Annotated in this window: 15 protein-coding genes, 1 tRNA gene and 2 pseudogenes; 7 read left to right on the top strand and 11 right to left on the bottom strand. The window is 40.3% G+C overall.

The window, feature by feature from the left end; translation table 11 throughout:
- Positions 1-14 precede the first annotated feature (14 nt).
- Positions 15-712, top strand: a protein-coding gene (locus M1F17_RS17165) for an IS1 family transposase (RefSeq protein ID WP_104872948.1) whose coding sequence is annotated in 2 segments (ribosomal slippage) — positions 15-264 and positions 264-712 — 699 coding nt in all. Because the reading frame shifts where the segments join, the coding sequence is not laid out codon by codon here.
- A 75-nt stretch (positions 713-787) separates the two neighbouring features.
- Here M1F17_RS17165 and M1F17_RS17160 read toward each other — a convergent pair.
- Together M1F17_RS17160 and M1F17_RS17155 are read right to left on the bottom strand one after the other, a co-directional pair.
- Entirely contained in the window at positions 788-1753 is a 966-nt protein-coding gene (locus M1F17_RS17160; RefSeq protein ID WP_318837437.1) for a glycosyltransferase, read from the bottom strand.
- 66 nt (positions 1754-1819) lie between these two features.
- Positions 1820-2621: pseudogene (locus M1F17_RS17155) on the bottom strand (IS5 family transposase); the annotation flags it as partial.
- A gap of 80 nt (positions 2622-2701) precedes the next feature.
- Between M1F17_RS17155 and M1F17_RS17150 the strand changes: the two are divergent.
- Positions 2702-3220: pseudogene (locus M1F17_RS17150) on the top strand (transposase); the annotation flags it as partial.
- Positions 3221-3369: 149 nt separating this feature from the next.
- Here the strand turns inward: M1F17_RS17150 and M1F17_RS17145 are convergent.
- From M1F17_RS17145 to aspA, 7 genes are all read right to left on the bottom strand, one after another.
- Positions 3370-3954 (bottom strand): antirestriction protein ArdA, encoded by a 585-nt coding sequence (locus M1F17_RS17145; RefSeq protein ID WP_272516233.1) that lies wholly within the window; start codon positions 3952-3954, stop codon positions 3370-3372.
- A 457-nt stretch (positions 3955-4411) separates the two neighbouring features.
- Complete coding sequence (locus tag M1F17_RS17140; RefSeq protein ID WP_272516234.1) at positions 4412-5677, bottom strand: tyrosine-type recombinase/integrase; 1266 nt, start codon at positions 5675-5677, stop codon at positions 4412-4414.
- Between the two features lie 195 nt (positions 5678-5872).
- Positions 5873-5948: transfer RNA gene (locus M1F17_RS17135), tRNA-Phe, on the bottom strand.
- A gap of 126 nt (positions 5949-6074) precedes the next feature.
- Positions 6075-6647, bottom strand: a complete 573-nt coding sequence (gene dicD, locus M1F17_RS17130) for a division control transcriptional repressor DicD (RefSeq protein WP_409201109.1) — start codon at positions 6645-6647, stop codon at positions 6075-6077.
- 206 nt (positions 6648-6853) lie between these two features.
- Complete coding sequence (locus M1F17_RS17125; protein WP_004258707.1) at positions 6854-7147, bottom strand: helix-turn-helix domain-containing protein; 294 nt, start codon at positions 7145-7147, stop codon at positions 6854-6856.
- Positions 7148-7794: 647 nt separating this feature from the next.
- Positions 7795-9117, bottom strand: a complete 1323-nt coding sequence (locus tag M1F17_RS17120) for an anaerobic C4-dicarboxylate transporter (protein WP_004258703.1) — start codon at positions 9115-9117, stop codon at positions 7795-7797.
- 144 nt (positions 9118-9261) lie between these two features.
- The gene (gene aspA / locus M1F17_RS17115) at positions 9262-10686 is read right to left on the bottom strand and encodes an aspartate ammonia-lyase (RefSeq protein ID WP_004258700.1); all 1425 of its coding nucleotides are present in this window, start codon (positions 10684-10686) and stop codon (positions 9262-9264) included.
- Between the two features lie 436 nt (positions 10687-11122).
- On the opposite strand from aspA, the gene M1F17_RS17110 reads away from it, so the two are divergent.
- From M1F17_RS17110 to M1F17_RS17095, 4 genes are all read left to right on the top strand, one after another.
- A complete protein-coding gene (locus M1F17_RS17110; protein WP_096864374.1) occupies positions 11123-11638 on the top strand; it encodes an FxsA family protein in 516 nt (171 codons plus the stop codon).
- A gap of 164 nt (positions 11639-11802) precedes the next feature.
- Positions 11803-12096, top strand: coding sequence for a co-chaperone GroES (locus M1F17_RS17105; protein ID WP_004908085.1), 294 nt, complete (start codon positions 11803-11805; stop codon positions 12094-12096).
- A 51-nt stretch (positions 12097-12147) separates the two neighbouring features.
- Positions 12148-13791, top strand: coding sequence for a chaperonin GroEL (gene groL, locus M1F17_RS17100; RefSeq protein WP_004258673.1), 1644 nt, complete (start codon positions 12148-12150; stop codon positions 13789-13791).
- Positions 13792-14211: 420 nt separating this feature from the next.
- Entirely contained in the window at positions 14212-14556 is a 345-nt protein-coding gene (locus tag M1F17_RS17095) for a DUF4156 domain-containing protein (RefSeq protein WP_004908089.1), read from the top strand.
- Positions 14557-14600: 44 nt separating this feature from the next.
- Here M1F17_RS17095 and epmB read toward each other — a convergent pair whose 3' ends face one another.
- Positions 14601-15629: an EF-P beta-lysylation protein EpmB gene (gene epmB / locus M1F17_RS17090; protein WP_110591180.1), complete on the bottom strand. Its 1029-nt coding sequence runs from the start codon at positions 15627-15629 to the stop codon at positions 14601-14603.
- A 43-nt stretch (positions 15630-15672) separates the two neighbouring features.
- Here epmB and efp point away from each other — a divergent pair, with 43 nt between their 5' ends.
- Entirely contained in the window at positions 15673-16239 is a 567-nt protein-coding gene (gene efp / locus M1F17_RS17085; RefSeq protein ID WP_004258667.1) for an elongation factor P, read from the top strand.
- A 79-nt stretch (positions 16240-16318) separates the two neighbouring features.
- Here the strand turns inward: efp and M1F17_RS17080 are convergent, their stop codons facing one another.
- Positions 16319-16516, bottom strand: coding sequence for a YbdD/YjiX family protein (locus M1F17_RS17080; RefSeq protein WP_004258665.1), 198 nt, complete (start codon positions 16514-16516; stop codon positions 16319-16321).
- Between the last annotated feature and the right edge of the window lie 170 nt (positions 16517-16686).

The raw sequence follows: 16686 nt of genomic DNA, 5'->3' as shown, positions 1-16686 counted from the left end.
ATCGGAGAATATTCATGGCTAAAGTCGATGTAAGGTGCCCATTTTGTCAACAAACGCCCCCAGTGAAAAAACATGGATTAGGTAGCACTGGTCATCAACGTTATCGTTGCCAAGATTGCTGCCGAAGCTTCCAACTCGATTATAAATATCGTGCTTGCCAACCCGGAACTAAAGATAAAATTATCGACCTCACGATGAATAATGCCGGTATTCGTGATACTGCTAGGGCCCTTCATATCAGCATTAATGCGGTTGTTCGTACTTTAAAAAACTCTCGCCTAGACAGGTAACCTCTTTACCTCTTGATAATCTGCACATTGAACTCCTTTGCGAAGTCGATGAACAGTGGTCTTTTGTGACTAATAAGAAGCAACAACGCTGGCTTTGGTATGCGTGGGAGCCCCGCCTAAAACGGATTATTGCTCATACGTTTGGTCGTCGAAACAAAAGGACTCTTCGCCAGTTACTGGCTTTACTGTCTAGGTTTAATGTCGCTTTTTGGTGCACGGATAAGTTCAGTGCTTATGAGATATTGCCCAAGCAGAAACATGTAGCAAGTAAGTTTTATACGCAACGAATAGAAAGAGAGAATTTGAATCTGAGAAACCGCTTGAAGCGCCTTAACCGTAAGACGTTAGGTTACTCGAAGTCACCTGAAATGCATGACAAAATTATCGGGACATTCATTGAACGTGAACACTATCTATTATGATGATCTCTATATTGAATACACGACCCAGAAAGCTATCAAGCTAAGCAGAGTAATGCTGACTAAGTCAGCATTCCCTTAATGAAATATTTTCTTTTTCATATATTCTGCTGTTGCTAATAAAAATTGCAAAAACATCCCATTCTTTCTTAGGTGTGATTTTTTACGGGATAATTGCTTATAACTTTCGGCTTTAAGTAAAGGGATATTTTTCCAAGGCGAATTCTGTCGTGCAATCTCAAAAAATTGATATTCACTATAGAAATTTGCCCATTCATGAAATGGCTTAGTTAAGCCAACAAAGTGAATAAAAACAACCTCATCAGGTATATTATTAATATCCCTCTTACTGGTAATATACCAATCTAAAGAGAACATAAAATTAAAGTTCTCACTGATATTCACTAATTTATTATTAAGTAAAATATTCAAGGCATCTTGATCTGGATGAGTAAAATGACTACTTTTTACTAATTCAATCACCCGATTCGGAATATCTTCTTCAACCATTTTCTGGATTGACATATACAAAAATCCAGAGTTAAAGTATTTACTCATCTCCATTGGTAGCTGTTTCTTTTCACTACAAAATTTATCCTTTACTGCATAAAGATAAATATTTTCATTAAACTCCAATGTTTTTAGATATGAAAGGTTACCTTTACAAATAATATCTGCATCCAAATAGAGTAATTTATCAATTGATTGTGAAAGATAATCGATAATCACTAATCTAAAATAAATGGCATGACTCCAAGCTTGCGATGGTAACGGTAACCGCTTAAATTCTTGGTTATCAATCAAATAAATGGTTATTTTATGCTGGCTACTCTCAACTAGCTGTTGGAAAAGCTGTTTGTCTGTTAGGTCATCAACCAAAATATGGAAATGAAAATGCGTCTCTTTATTATTAATAAGGATCGATGAAATTGATGTGCCAACACCGTAGAGGAACTTTTCATCGACCCCATAAGCAATATGAAAGTAGCCGTCATCACGACCATTAGCTTTACTGCCGCTTATTTCAACTAGTGATTTGATCATTTCATGACTTAGCATTTTGTTAACCTTACTGAATATTATTATTCGATACTTAGAACCTATCCCAATACCCAATAGGTTTTTATTCCAGACAATGATACCACAGACAAAATGCAGCATCGCCTCATAATTCTCGACCTTCTTCTCCCAACGAGTCAGGACACGACGGTAGCGATTCATCCAACTGTGTGTTCTCTCTACAACCCAGCGATGGGCCTTAAAATCCGTGTTTTTGATGGCTTCTGATTCATCCTTCCGTGACTGGATATGAGGTTCATAGCGACGACTTTTCAGATACGCTCCCAACCATTCCGCTTCATACCCTTTGTCCATCACAACCGGAGCCCCTTGCCCGGTCTGCCCGTCTGGAGGGCATCGAGCGTATCCGCAACCAGCTTTATGTCGTGCGTATTTGCTCCAGCGACAACCAGCGCAAGAGGAAGCCCGTTCCCGTCAGTCATCAGACTGCGCTTTACGCCCCGTTTTCCCCGGTCTGTTGGGTTCCTGCCTGTTTTTTTGAGCCTGCCAGCGGTGATTTGGTCATACAACCATCCATCGACAGCCACGACCAGTCAATAGCGTCCAACTGTTCGCAAGCAAGCAACCCGTTTTGCCAGAAGCGTTCAAATACTCCAGCATCCCGCCATTCCTGAAATCGGCGATGAGCAGAGCTTGACGAGCATATACCGGTGGCATTTAGCGCATTCCACTGGCAACCCGTCCTGAGTACGAAGAAAATGGCGTTCATTGCAGCGCGATTATCAACCCGCTTGCGGTGCGTGCCCAGCGGGTGTTGAGTTCTATGCTCCGGGATGAGAGGAGCCATTTTCTCCCAGAGTTCATCACTGATTTGCCACTTGTTGCCCGTCACGCTTCGCCCTCAGAAATTATCATTATGTATTATCTGACAATTCCTTTTGGGATAGGTTCTAAACTAAATAAGGTACTTAAATGGACAAAAATATGATCAAAGCTCTCGCGTCAGAGTTGGCTAAAAATATTAAAAATGAGAAGGATCTCAGCGAGTTTTCATCTCTGCTTAAAAAGTTCACCATCGAAACCGCATTGAATGCTGAGCTTTCTGAACATTTTTGATATGACAAAAATCAGCCAACTGTGGCTGACAATTCTCGGAATGGCTTTAGTCAAAAGACACTAAAAACGGAGAATGGTACCCTATTAATTGAAGTTCCTAGAGATCGTCAATCTTCTTTTGAGCCACAGCTTATCAAAAAGCACCAAACACGCATGACTCATATGGACGAGCAAATACTTTCTTTATACGCAAAAGGTATGACTAACCGAGAGATTGTCGCTTTTTTCAAAGAGATGTATGACGCAGATGTTTCCGCATCTTTAATTAGTAAGGTGACTGATGCGGTTATTGAACAAGTCATTGAGTGGCAAAACAGACCTTTAGAATCACTCTATCCTATTGTTTATTTAGATTGTATTGTCGTTAAAGTTCGGTAATGACCACCTTTACGAATATTCGCAAAGGTGGCTAAATGATATTATTCAGTTTAAATTGAGCTCTAACTCATCAATATAATCCGTATACCACTGCATTGTTACTGGCAGTGTAAAAAAGCGGCTCCACTCTCATTCTGTTATCCTATCTACCCACCCGTATGATAAACATATCCTCCACTGTGAAAAATCCCCCCTTGTTCAAGGCAAACATCACGTCCATAGCGTTCATAGTCAAAGTAATGGGATAAATGACCCAGTTGTGCTAAATCATAACAACCACTTTCTTCTATCCAGTAATAACCTAAGTCATATTCATTATTGACCCCCGCTAATTGCTGGAAAGAATCTAAATTATCCGCTAAATGGATTAAATCATGAATTGAACTCGCTGAAGAACCGATTTCAATTGCCGCCTGATAAAGGTCAATTTCATCTGGCGATAACATGGCTAATTGCGTGGCTAACTCATTCAAATCATCTAAAAGGCTATATTCTGAAATGTAAGAAGAAAGGCCATCAATTGAGGATTCATAGTCCGTCAAGAAATACTCTTCATACTGAATACCATCAATACCTATACGGGCTAAACAGTGTTCGAGCTCTTTTGAGGTTGCCGGAAGCTCAAGCCACTCACCAACCAGTTCACCTTCGTTATATTTTCCTAAATTCGTGATAAAAACAGAAATCATCCCCGATTTTAGGCATGGGGAATCCGTTGCAGCTATGTGCATATTCATGTCCTATTATTGATGTGTTACGTTTTAATAAATGAAGATATTTTGAGAAAGGGAGCTATTTCCCTTTAGAAGACGATGTTGATATAAAATCCCCATCAGCTGAAAACAGACAATCTGCTTTAAAACGTGATTAATGACGTTTTAGATCAAGATGATGAGCAGAATCACAGATCCGATAATGCGTTATGTTTTCTACCATGATTTATTTTTGCGTGGGTTAAAACGAAAAGAGCCTCTGTCCTGATGGGCAGAGGCTCTTGCTTTGGTGGGGTATGGGTTATAAACTAAAATGCATTATAATAAAATTGTAATCATGATTACGTTTTTGGACATAAACTATTCCGAAATCATTTTATTTTGGCGTTCCAAAGAATCCATATAGTCGGCATACTACCGCATTATTTGATTTCTCGGAATGCAAATGGATCTCCTATATGACATGGCTAAAGTCTTAGTGATTCATTGGATTATTAATCTTGGCAAAATCGAATGGCGAAATAGTTTGTTCCCGATTAGCATCCAAATAATCAGCCCACCATTGCACCATTAATCGACGTTCATCAATATGTTCTGCCTTATGAATATAAGCAGCCCTCACTGAGTTACGTTCTTGATGGCTCATCTGACGTTCTACGGCGTCCTTAGACCACAATCCGGACTCAATAAGTGAACTGCACGCCATCGTTCTAAAACCATGCCCACAAATTTCAGTCTTCGTATCATAGCCCATCACACGTAAGGCTTTATTGACTGTATTTTCACTCATGGGTTTAAAGGGGTTATGAGCGCCTGTTAAAATGAGTTCATGTTCCCCTGTCCATGTCCAAATTTCTTTCAGTATGGTGATTGCTTGGTGGCTAAGGGGAACTAAGTGTGGAGTACGCATTTTAGCGCCTCGGTGTGAGAATTTAACACCGGGTATAGGTTTTCGCTCAGCAGGAATAGTCCATAAAGCTTTATCGAAGTCAATTTCAGACCAACGCGCATAGCGAAGTTCACTTGACCGAATAAACACTAATAAATTTAACATCACGGCTAGGCGAGTGACGGGTTGCCCTTTATAAGCATCGATACGGGCAATGAGTTCAGGTAGACGGTCAAGGTTAAGAGCAGGACGATGTTGGCGTTGTACAGTCGTTACAGCCCCTGCGGTATCAATGGCAGGGTTATAACCAATAATACCGGATTGCACCGCATAACGCATGACAGCAGCGATACGTTGCTGTAAACGCGCAGCTATCTCATAAATCTCTTTACTTTCTGCTGCACGGATAGGGATCAGTAGATCAGGTGTTTTGAGGGTGGTGATATCGCGTAATCCAATATAAGGAAATACATGCGACTCCAAACTCTTTAAAACCTTTTCACTGTGTGATTCAGACCACTTTTTATTACTGGTATGCCATTGCCGTGCGATGGTTTCAAAAGAGAGATTAGCATCTGAGGCCGCTTTAGCCACACGTTTTTGTTCGCACGGGTCAATACCGTCAACAATCAATTTTCTGGCTTCATCGCGTTTTAAGCGCGCCTCTGATAAAGAGACGTCAGGGTATAACCCTAAGGCTAAGGTTTTCTCTTTACCTAAATGACGGTAGCGTAATCGCCAGTACTTAGAACCATTAGTGTGAACCAATAAGTGCAATCCTGCACCATCGGTCAATTTGTAGGATTTTACGTCGGGTTTAGCCGCCCGAATTTTAGCGTCAGTCAGTGCCATAGTGAGCTTCCTGAGGGATAAAATGGGTACAAAATTCTATCGAACTAGTGTATACCCGCAATTATACCCACGCAATGAGGTTGATACGGGTAGAATCGAGTTGAATTCAGTTGAGTTGAAACTTTGGGAGAGTGTTGATTTTAGCGGACTTTACAAAGAAAAACAGACGTCGGTTGACGTCTGTTGATAATAAGGTGGTGCCCGGACTCGGAATCGAACCAAGGACACGGGGATTTTCAATCCCCTGCTCTACCGACTGAGCTATCCGGGCAACGGGGCGCATTAAACCGTATTCAGCCGTTTGCGTCAATGCATTTTTAATAAAAAACCACTTTTTTTTACTGAGTGTTTTCTTTTTCAGCAAAATGTGTGTGTTTAGTATGCGTTAGTTGTTTTTTTAACTTAACGCTCCTTTTTTACGGCATAGTGCGATTGTTAGGATATCCTCAGAAAGGTGTTGTGCAATCTCGACATCTTGAATGTCTCTTTGTACTAATAAACGGTTTAAACAGCCTTCAAGTACTAGTTCCATTTGGTTAGCAACCAATACAGAGTCTTCAATATCTAGCTCTTCTAATAAGTTTTTAGTGAAGTGAAACGAATTGTCTTTTTGCAAGCGACTTAATTGGTGGATAGGGTGCTCTGCATCTGGGTAATAATTACATGCAGAAATAAATAAACAGCCAGGGAAACGCCCTTGGCTGACTTTTTCTGATAATTGTTGGTAGCGAGCCATTAATTTTTGCTGTGGGCTTAGGGACTCATCTAGCAAAGTCTGTCGCTGCCATACTTCGATTTGCTGGCTATGATAGCGTAAGCAATCATAAATAAGCGCCTCATCGTCTGGCCAGAACTGGCGAATAGTAGAGAAATCAGATTCAATTTCACTGAGTAAATTCTCTGTAGATGCGGATAAGCCTTGAATTTCCAATTGATTTAACGCATGGCTCAAAATAATTTCGCGTTGGATAGGCATTGTTAACTCCATCACAATAATGTCTGATTTTTATCCATCATAACAATGTTCAATTGTGAATTATAGCGGTTTGCAGTGCTATTATGAGTCGTCGTTTTCGAAGGAGAACGAAATCAAATAGGAAATTAAGAGGGGGAGTTTAAAGCAAACAGGAGGGGGAAGAACCCCCCTGAAACGAACTTCATGGATTTATATCGGTCTTAGTTGATCAACTTAGCTTCTAATGCAGCATCGATATAATAAAACTGAAAGACTTTTTTCATAAAATCATCAATATCATGTGTTCGTAATTCGAGAGCTTGTAAAATATCTAAAAGACCTTGGATCGTAATCGCATTTTTACCTCTTTCATAACGAGAAACTTGTTGTTGGCTAATTTTTAAGCGAGAAGCTAATTGTGAGCCAGTTAAGCCCACCACTTTTCTACGGTGTTTTAAAAAGCTTCCAATATAAACGGTTACATTTGTATTTTCATTTCTTTGAGTATTTAGCATTACTCCTCCAAATATATAAATATTGAACAAATAAGTTATTTTTCTATTAAAGTTTCGTGATGTTTAATTTGTGTCACTCAGAGTGATTAAAAGATAATTATCAGACTTTTCGGATATTATTAAACAAGGGTCAGTTAATTATTACCAATATTTATGGCGGATTGATTTTAAATTTTTGATAGATGATTTCTATCTTTGGCACTCTCAATTCGTGTGTGATGAGAGGCTTTTTAGTGTTATTGTTTGTCTGTTTTTGCTTTGTTAGTGATTTATTTTGATAGTTATTTATTTTTACTTTATTTTTGAATTTATATTTCTATTTGTTATTTTGAAGAAATGAATGAAGCAGCTTGTCATTATATGATTATAGTCATTGTTTGTTACACTTATATGTAGAGTATTAATATAGATATATTGTTAGAAAAATACTTATTTCTGATTTTAATTTAATTATTAACAACCGAGTTCAATATATTTTAAATATATTTTTAATAAATGGCTTAGTTTTTTATCTGAATGATTATTATATTTTTATAATTTCCTCCGTGACTTTGTATAGAATAACAAAAATAATATGTTATATGTAGGCATAGAAAACCCGTGCGATTTGCACGGGTCTTTATAATATTAATTGATACTAATATAAACTATAGGATCATACCGCCGAATAAGAAGCCGAATGAAACAGCTAATGCGACAGCGATGGTACCTGGAATAAAGAATGGATGGTTAAAGACAAATCGGCCAATACGTGTTGTCCCTGTATCATCCATTTGTACTGCTGCAACCAGTGTTGGGTAAGTAGGCAGAATAAATAGACCAGAAACCGCAGAGAATGATGCGATAGCCGTTAATGGGCTTACATTCAGCGCTAATGCCATAGGCATCAATGCTTTTGCTGTTGCAGCTTGTGAGTATAGTAAAGCAGAACAGAAGAAGAAAATTACCGCTAACATCCAAGAGTGCTCATGGATTAAATCACCGGCAGTTTCTTTGATCCAGTCAATGTTATGCTGTACGAAAGTATCACCTAACCAAGCAACACCTAAAATACAAATACATGCGCTCATACCTGCTTTAAAGGTACTTGAGTTCAAGATTGCATCAGTATTAACACGACAGAAAATAGTGATTAATGTCGCTACAGTCAGCATGATAATCAAAATAGCATTTGTGGTGTTCATTAATGGGGTTTCGACAATCCCTAAGCTTGGGCTGTTAATGATGGCATAACAGACAACGCCAACAACCCCAAGTAAGAACAGCAGTACAGAAGACTTAGCACCGGCTTTGATTTCTTTTACTTGGCTACCACGCAGTTCAACTAAACCTTCAGCTAAACGTTTTTGGTAGATAGGGTCATCGGATAATTTAGAGTTAAAAGTCCAAGAGATGATGAACGACATCAAAATGATAGCAAGGAATGTCGCAGGTAATAGAACACTTAAGAGAGAGATGTAACTGACTGTGTTACCTGCACCAACCATTGCAGGGTTTTCCATGACGGATGCCATGTAAACCACTGCAGCAGAAATTGGTGATGCTGTAATACCTATCTGAGCAGCAACAACCGCAGTTGATAATGGACGGCACGGTTTTACGCCTTGCTCTTTTGCAACTTCTGCAATAACAGGCAGTGTTGCTAAAGAGATATTACCTGTCCCTGCGAAAAGTGTCAGGAAGTAGGTAACAATGGGTGCAAGAATGGTGATGTATTTAGGATTGCGGCGCAGTAATTTTTCGGTTTGGGCAACTAAATAGTCCAGACCCCCAGCAATTTGCATTGCAGAGATAGCGGCAATAACAGCCATGATGATTGAGATAACGTCAAATGGAATGGTTCCTGGTTTTACGCCAATAGCAGCGAGTACCAGTACCCCAAGGCCACCGGCGAAGCCGATACCTATCCCACCTAAACGGGCCCCCAAAAAGATGGCCAGCAGAACAATAATAAATTCTACGGCTAACATAGTGTTTACTCCTCGACAAAATGAAAATTAAAATTATGAAACTGTTATGTTAATTATTTGTGTGTGTATCAATCAAAAAAGGCACGCTTTCTATTGAGAGGCGTGCCTTTATTTTTAAGTGTTATTTATGATAAACATAAATTTTTAGTCATCAAAGCGTTTTGCTTTATAAGCTGGGTGTTTTAAGTTCTCAATAGAGAAAATATCATCCAGTTCAGCTTCAGTCAGTAAACCGCGTTCTAAAACAACTTCGCGGACGCTCTTACCGGTTTCAGCACAAATTTTACCCACGATGTCACCATTATGGTGGCCAATAAATGGGTTTAAGTAAGTGACGATACCGATGGAGTTAAATACAAATGCTTCACAGATTTCTTTGTTTACTGTAATGCCGCTAATGCATTTTTCTTGCAGATTACGACATGCGTTGCTCATTAAAGAGATGGATTCGAACATCGCTTGGCCAATCGCTGGTTCCATTACGTTTAATTGCAATTGACCCGCTTCAGCAGCCATTGTTACGCAGATATCGTTACCAATAACTTTGAAACAAGCTTGGTTAACAACTTCAGGAATTACAGGGTTAACTTTTGCTGGCATGATAGAAGAACCAGCTTGTAACTCAGGTAAATTGATTTCTTTCAGACCTGCACGAGGACCGGAAGATAACAGACGTAAGTCGTTACAAATTTTAGACAGTTTCATCGCCAGACGTTTTAAGCCCGCGTGAACTGTGATGTAAGCGCCGCAGTCAGAGGTTGCTTCGATTAAGTCTTCTGCAGGAACGCATGGTAAACCAGTCACTTCAGCTAATTTTTTAACGGCAAGCTCTGAGTAACCAGGTGCAGTATTCAAGCCTGTACCGATAGCAGTAGCGCCTAAGTTAACTTCGAGCAGTAATTCGATGCTGCGTTTTAAGTTTTTCTCTTCTTCTTTTAAGAGAGTAGCGAAAGCATGGAATTCTTGGCCGACGGTCATTGGAACAGCATCCTGCAACTGGGTTCGGCCCATTTTCAGAATGTCTTTGTATTCTTCAGCTTTAGCTTCAAAGCCTTTTCTCAGGTATTCAACAGATTCAATTAACTTCAGTACTGAGTTATACACTGCGATACGGAACCCAGTAGGGTAAGCATCGTTAGTGGATTGACTTTTGTTCAGGTGATCATTTGGGTTGAGGAATTCATATTCCCCTTTTTTGTGACCCATCAGCTCTAAACCGATATTCGCCAGTACTTCATTGGTATTCATGTTCAGTGATGTGCCCGCACCACCTTGGAATACGTCAACAGGGAACTGATCCATGCATTTGCCTTCATTCAACACAACGTCACAGGCTTTGATAATAGTCTCTGCGATATTACGAGGAATAGTTTTCAGTTCTTTGTTGGCTAAAGCTGCCGCTTTTTTTACCATAACCATGCCGCGGATAAATTCTGGGACATCGTTAATAGTGCGGTCGCTGATATAAAAGTTTTCAATCGCACGCAGAGTATGAACACCATAATAGGCATCAGCTGGAACTTCTTTTTTACCTAACAGGTCTTCTTCGATACGAGTATTGTTTGACATGAGAACCTTCTTAATTAGATTACAGTTACTGTCCGTTTATGCGCTTTAAAAATCTATACTTCGTAAAACAAAATTCACAGGTGATTAATATTGCAAAGTAAAACTTTACAAGCAATTAACACCGTCTACTACGTTGTCAGCATTATGATCTACTGATTTATGGGTAGATGATATGCTTTTAATCATCTATTGCCTTGAACCTAGATCACTATATAGTTTGATTTATGCAACAGATTTCACGTTGTGTGACATTCATCACAGATAAGTATCATTAATGAAAAAAATCTGTGAGTTGAAAAGCGTTATCTCTGCCCCAATTATTATGGCTATACTAAAGAAAAAAGCGAATATTGATAGTTGTCTCTTAGATGCAGTTCACAAAGGTTTCCCTAGGGGCGTAAAATAATCGATAGCTTATTGAAATAAAGGAGAACTTGTGCGCTGGTTACCACTCATTCTGATATGTATTCTCGTTTACATTGAATCCGTGATTTTTGTGCGGGTTGCATCCGAAGTTGGTGTTTTAATGACGCTAATTTTGGTCGTTTTGACATCCTGTTTAGGTGTGTCACTCGTTAAAAATCAAGGTATGAAAAATGTACTACAAATCCAACAAAAGTTAGCATCGGGTGAAAGCCCAGCAGCTGAAATGATCAAGAGCGTTGCATTGGTTTTAGCGGGCTTCTTGTTGATTGTGCCGGGGTTCTTTACAGATTTTATTGGCTTACTATTGTTACTTCCGCCAATTCAAAAGCTTATTGTAATGCGCTTAATTCCTCATATTCGTTTCTACCAGCCGGGTTCAGGTTTTAACCAAACAGGAAATAGCGGCTTTCAACGTGGCGATACTTTTGAGGGGGAATTCCAACGTAAGCAAGATGATCCTTCTTTTACAATCGATAATTCAGATAAAACAGATTCATCAGATAAAGACGATCGCCCTAAACCATAAAACCACCCTCTTTATGGGGAGATAAAAATGAAAAATTTTTTATCTCCCCCCCTTGAAGTCCCTCTTCTTCGCCCCAATCTGCTCAAACATGGTACTAGTTTATTTAAGACATGCTGGTATCGTCCTTTTACCTAGTATGGACTTTATTTATAGGAGAACTATTAATGAAAATTCGTCCATTGCATGACCGTGTTATCGTTAAGCGTAAAGAAGTTGAATCAAAATCTGCCGGCGGGATCGTTCTAACGGGTACTGCTGCAAGCAAATCAACTCGTGGTGAAGTTCTTGCTGTTGGCAACGGCCGCATCCTCGAAAATGGTGAAATCAAAGCACTGGATGTGAAAGTTGGCGATATCGTAATTTTTAACGATGGTTATGGCGTGAAAGCTGAAAAAATCGACAATGAAGAAGTTCTGATTATGTCCGAAAGTGACATTCTGGCAATTGTTGAAGCGTAATTTTCACTTAAAACTTCTCAACGAACGAAAAGAATTTGAAGGAAAGAGATAATGGCAGCTAAAGACGTTAAATTTGGTAGTGATGCACGTACGAAAATGCTTCGTGGTGTGAATGTTCTGGCAGACGCAGTAAAAGTTACTTTAGGCCCTAAAGGCCGTAACGTAGTTTTAGATAAATCTTTTGGTTCACCAGTTATCACCAAAGATGGTGTTTCAGTTGCACGTGAAATCGAATTAGAAGACAAATTCGAAAACATGGGCGCTCAAATGGTGAAAGAAGTTGCTTCTAAAGCTAACGACGCTGCAGGTGACGGTACAACAACTGCAACTGTACTGGCTCAAGCTATCATTACTGAAGGCTTAAAAGCGGTTGCTGCGGGTATGAACCCAATGGACCTGAAACGCGGTATCGATAAAGCAGTTGTTGCTGCAGTTGAAGAACTGAAAGCCTTGTCTGTTCCTTGTTCAGACACTAAATCAATCGCACAGGTTGGTACTATTTCTGCAAACTCCGACGAAACCGTGGGTAAATTAATTGCAGAAGCTATGGATAAAGTCGGTAAAGAAGGCGTTATCACGGTTGAAGAAGGTACTGGTCTGGAAGACGAGCTGGATGTGGTTGAAGGTATGCAATTTGACCGCGGTTACTTGTCTCCTTACTTCATCAATAAACCAGAAACAGGTGCTGTTGAGTTAGAAAACCCATTCATCCTGTTAGTTGACAAAAAAGTCTCTAACATCCGTGAATTACTGCCAGTATTAGAAGGCGTTGCTAAAGCAAGCAAACCACTGTTAATCATCGCTGAAGATGTTGAAGGTGAAGCACTGGCAACTCTGGTTGTTAACACCATGCGTGGTATTGTTAAAGTTGCAGCGGTTAAAGCACCGGGCTTCGGTGACCGTCGTAAAGCCATGCTGCAAGATATCGCAATTCTGACTAACGGTACTGTTATCTCTGAAGAGATCGGTATGGAGTTAGAAAAAGCGACATTAGAAGATTTAGGTCAAGCAAAACGTATTGTTATTAACAAAGACACTACCACTATCATTGATGGTGTGGGTGAAGAATCTGCGATTGCGGGCCGTGTTGCACAAATTCGTCAACAAATCGAAGAATCTTCTTCTGACTACGACCGTGAAAAACTGCAAGAGCGCGTTGCTAAATTAGCAGGCGGTGTTGCTGTTATTAAAGTGGGCGCAGCAACTGAAGTTGAAATGAAAGAAAAACGTGCTCGTGTTGACGATGCTCTGCATGCAACTCGCGCAGCGGTTGAAGAAGGTGTTGTTGCTGGTGGTGGTACTGCACTGGTTCGCGTTGCAGCGAAACTGGAAGCACTGACTGGTGAAAACGAAGAACAAAACGTAGGTATTCGTGTTGCTCTGCGTGCGATGGAAGCGCCAATGCGTCAAATCGTTACTAACGCAGGTGAAGAAGCCTCTGTTGTTGTTAACAACGTGAAAGCAGCAAAAGGTAACGAAGGTTACAACGCGGCGACTGATACTTACGGCGACATGATCGACATGGGTATCTTAGACCCAACTAAAGTAACGCGTTCTGCTCTGCAATTCGCAGCGTCTATCGCAGGTCTGATGATCACCACTGAAGCGATGATCACTGAACTGCCAAAATCAGACGCACCTGACTTAGGTGCTGCTGGTATGGGCGGCATGGGTGGAATGGGCGGTATGATGTAAGCCAGCTGGCGACATCAAGCTTAAGTAGTCACTAACTCAGTTAGGGCTACCCACCACAAAACCGGTATCGTTAGTGTTCCTAGCGGTGCCGGTTTTTTTATTGGTTTTTAATAAATATATAACCATTAATTATTGATGAATGTAATACCTCGAAACGATGTACAATTAATGCGTTATACGATTTATTTTTGCGTCAATGTTGCTTCACAGGTTATATTTAACGTAAGGTAAATGGTTTGAATTAGTAAAGAATAGAGCAGGTTCTTGGTTAATTTGTGGTAAACTCTATTCGGCTGGTGATGTGCGGCAATTATGGCGCTGTATGTTAATCACCTCCTAGATATTTCAATTAATAGATTATTGAAACTAAAGCGATTTTCAAACCAGCTGCAAAAACACAATGAAAAAATGAGGGAAAACATGCGAATTAAAGTCTTGCTTGGTGCTGCTGCATTATTGCTTTTAGCAGGTTGTTCAACAACAACTAATTTGACTGCGGCAGGCTCACAAGTTCGTTTTGTTGAGAATCAACCAGGAAGTGATTGCCAACTTCTCGGTCAGGTTGCAGGGACTCAAAGCAACTGGTTGAGTGGTGTGAATAATGAATCTAGCTCAATGCGCAGCGCAGCAAATGATTTACGTAATAAAGCCGCGGCAATGGGCGGTAACGTGATTTTTGGTGCATCAAGTCCAAGTGAAACTGTGTTATCTAGCTTCATTCCATTAGATAGCAAAATGGTTGGCCAAGTTTATAAGTGCCCCTAAAATGAATTCATAGCGCCCAAATGATGATTTGGGCGTTTTGCTTTCTAGTTCTGCCTTAAATTAAGGTCAAGCAGTGTTTTACTTGGCTCTCCCCCAATTTCCCGAGCGAGCTTAGGTACAAGGTACCCTGAGACTTTACTCAATAATTGCTGTATTAATTGTCTAGCTTCAGTATCACTCACTAAAAAGTGAGCGGCACCTTGGACTTTATCTAATACATGTAAGTAATAAGGTAAAATACCCGCATCAAACAGAGCATTACTTAAATTCATCAGAGCTGTCACGTTGTCATTAACTTGGCGCAGTAATACGCTTTGGTTTAATAATGTCACACCTGATAACTTTAGTTTTTGCATAGCATTGGTGAATGACTCGTCGATTTCGTTAGCGTGGTTAACGTGTGTCACCATAATTACTTGTAACCTTGAGCTAGCAAGGCGTTTACAGAGAGTTTCAGTGATACGTTCAGGTATCACTACAGGCAAGCGAGTATGAATTCTAAGGCGTTTTATATGTGGGATCGCCTCTAATTGGCTGATAAGCCAATCGAGTTCATGGTCTTTTGCCATCAATGGATCACCACCTGAGAAGATGATTTCATTGAGTTCGGTGTGGTTTTTTATATAATCCACAGCCATCAACCAGTTATTTTTATTTCCTTTGTTGTCTTCATAAGGAAAATGCCGGCGAAAACAGTAGCGACAGTTGACTGCACAGCCACCTTTTACCAGCAGTAATGCGCGGTTGTGGTATTTATGCAGTAAACTTGGAATTTCATTATCCTGCTCTTCTAGTGGGTCAGTAGAAAAACCTGGATGTATATCAAACTCTGCTTTTGCGGTTAATACCTGCAATAACAGAGGATCTAGTGGATCGCCTTTCTTCATACGGGAAATAAAGGGCATTGGAACGCGTAAAGGAAATAGTTTACGTGCCTCACTGCCTTCTTTTGATAAAAGGTGATTTTCTAGGTTAAGTATTTGCAGCAATTCATCTGGATTAGTGATTGCTTCTGCAAGTTGTTGTATCCAGACTTCTCTGGATGAGGTATTTTGAGTTACAATATCGACCATTTTTTGGCTATGCCATTTTTAGTTTATAAATTAGAGGATCACCATGGCTACTTATAGTACCAATGAATTCCGCTCAGGTCTTAAAATCATGTTAGATGGCGAGCCTTGTGTCGTTTTAGAAAGTGAATTCGTCAAACCGGGTAAAGGTCAAGCGTTCGCACGTGTGCGTATCCGTAAACTGATTTCTAACAAACTGTTGGAAAAAACATTTAAGTCTACTGACTCTGTTGAAGGTGCAGATGTCATGGATATGAACTTAACTTACCTGTATAACGACGGTGAGTTCTGGCATTTCATGAACAACGAAACTTTCGAACAGTTAGCAGCGGACGAAAAAACCGTTGGCGATAACGCGAAATGGTTAGTTGACCAAGCAGAATGTATTTTAACACTGTGGGACGGCCGTCCTATCGCGGTCACTCCACCTAACTTTGTTGAGTTAGAAATTACTGATACTGACCCTGGCCTGAAAGGTGATACCGCAGGTACAGGCGGTAAACCTGCAACACTGAGCACTGGCGCAGTGGTTAAGGTTCCTCTGTTTGTTCAGATCGGTGAAGTGATCCGTGTTGATACTCGTTCTGGCGAGTATGTTTCACGCGTAAAATAACGGTTGATCCTATACTGAATCGTTAAAAATAAAAAGCCGTGGTCGAATGCCACGGCTTTTTTTGTCTATTTTTTAAGGCCTAACAGCACTTAAACCCACCTTTACCACCGTAACGTGCATCTTGGCGCTCTTTAAAAAACTCTTCATAGGTCATGGGAGTTTGGTCAGGGTGCGTTTTTTGCATATGAGCGACGTAGTTGTCGTAATCGGGGACGCCGACCATCATTTTTGCCGCTTGGCCTAGGTAGCGGGCTGCTTTTCCCAGTTCTCCAAACATAAATCCTCGTCATACTTTGTGTTGTAGCGGTGTTGGCTGCTCTCGGCTACCCAAGTCACATACTGTTATGTATGCTCCTAGTTTCTCCTTCATACTTCACGCTATTGCTGCGTTGGCTTCATTCGCTAACCCTAGTCACATACTGGAGTATGCTCCTAGGGATTATCTTC

Source organism: Providencia sp. PROV073 (genome assembly GCF_033688125.1).
Taxonomy (GTDB): Bacteria; Pseudomonadota; Gammaproteobacteria; order Enterobacterales; family Enterobacteriaceae; genus Providencia; species Providencia hangzhouensis.
Note: the sequence above shows the minus strand (reverse complement) of the source record. Positions and strands in the feature narration are given on the sequence as shown.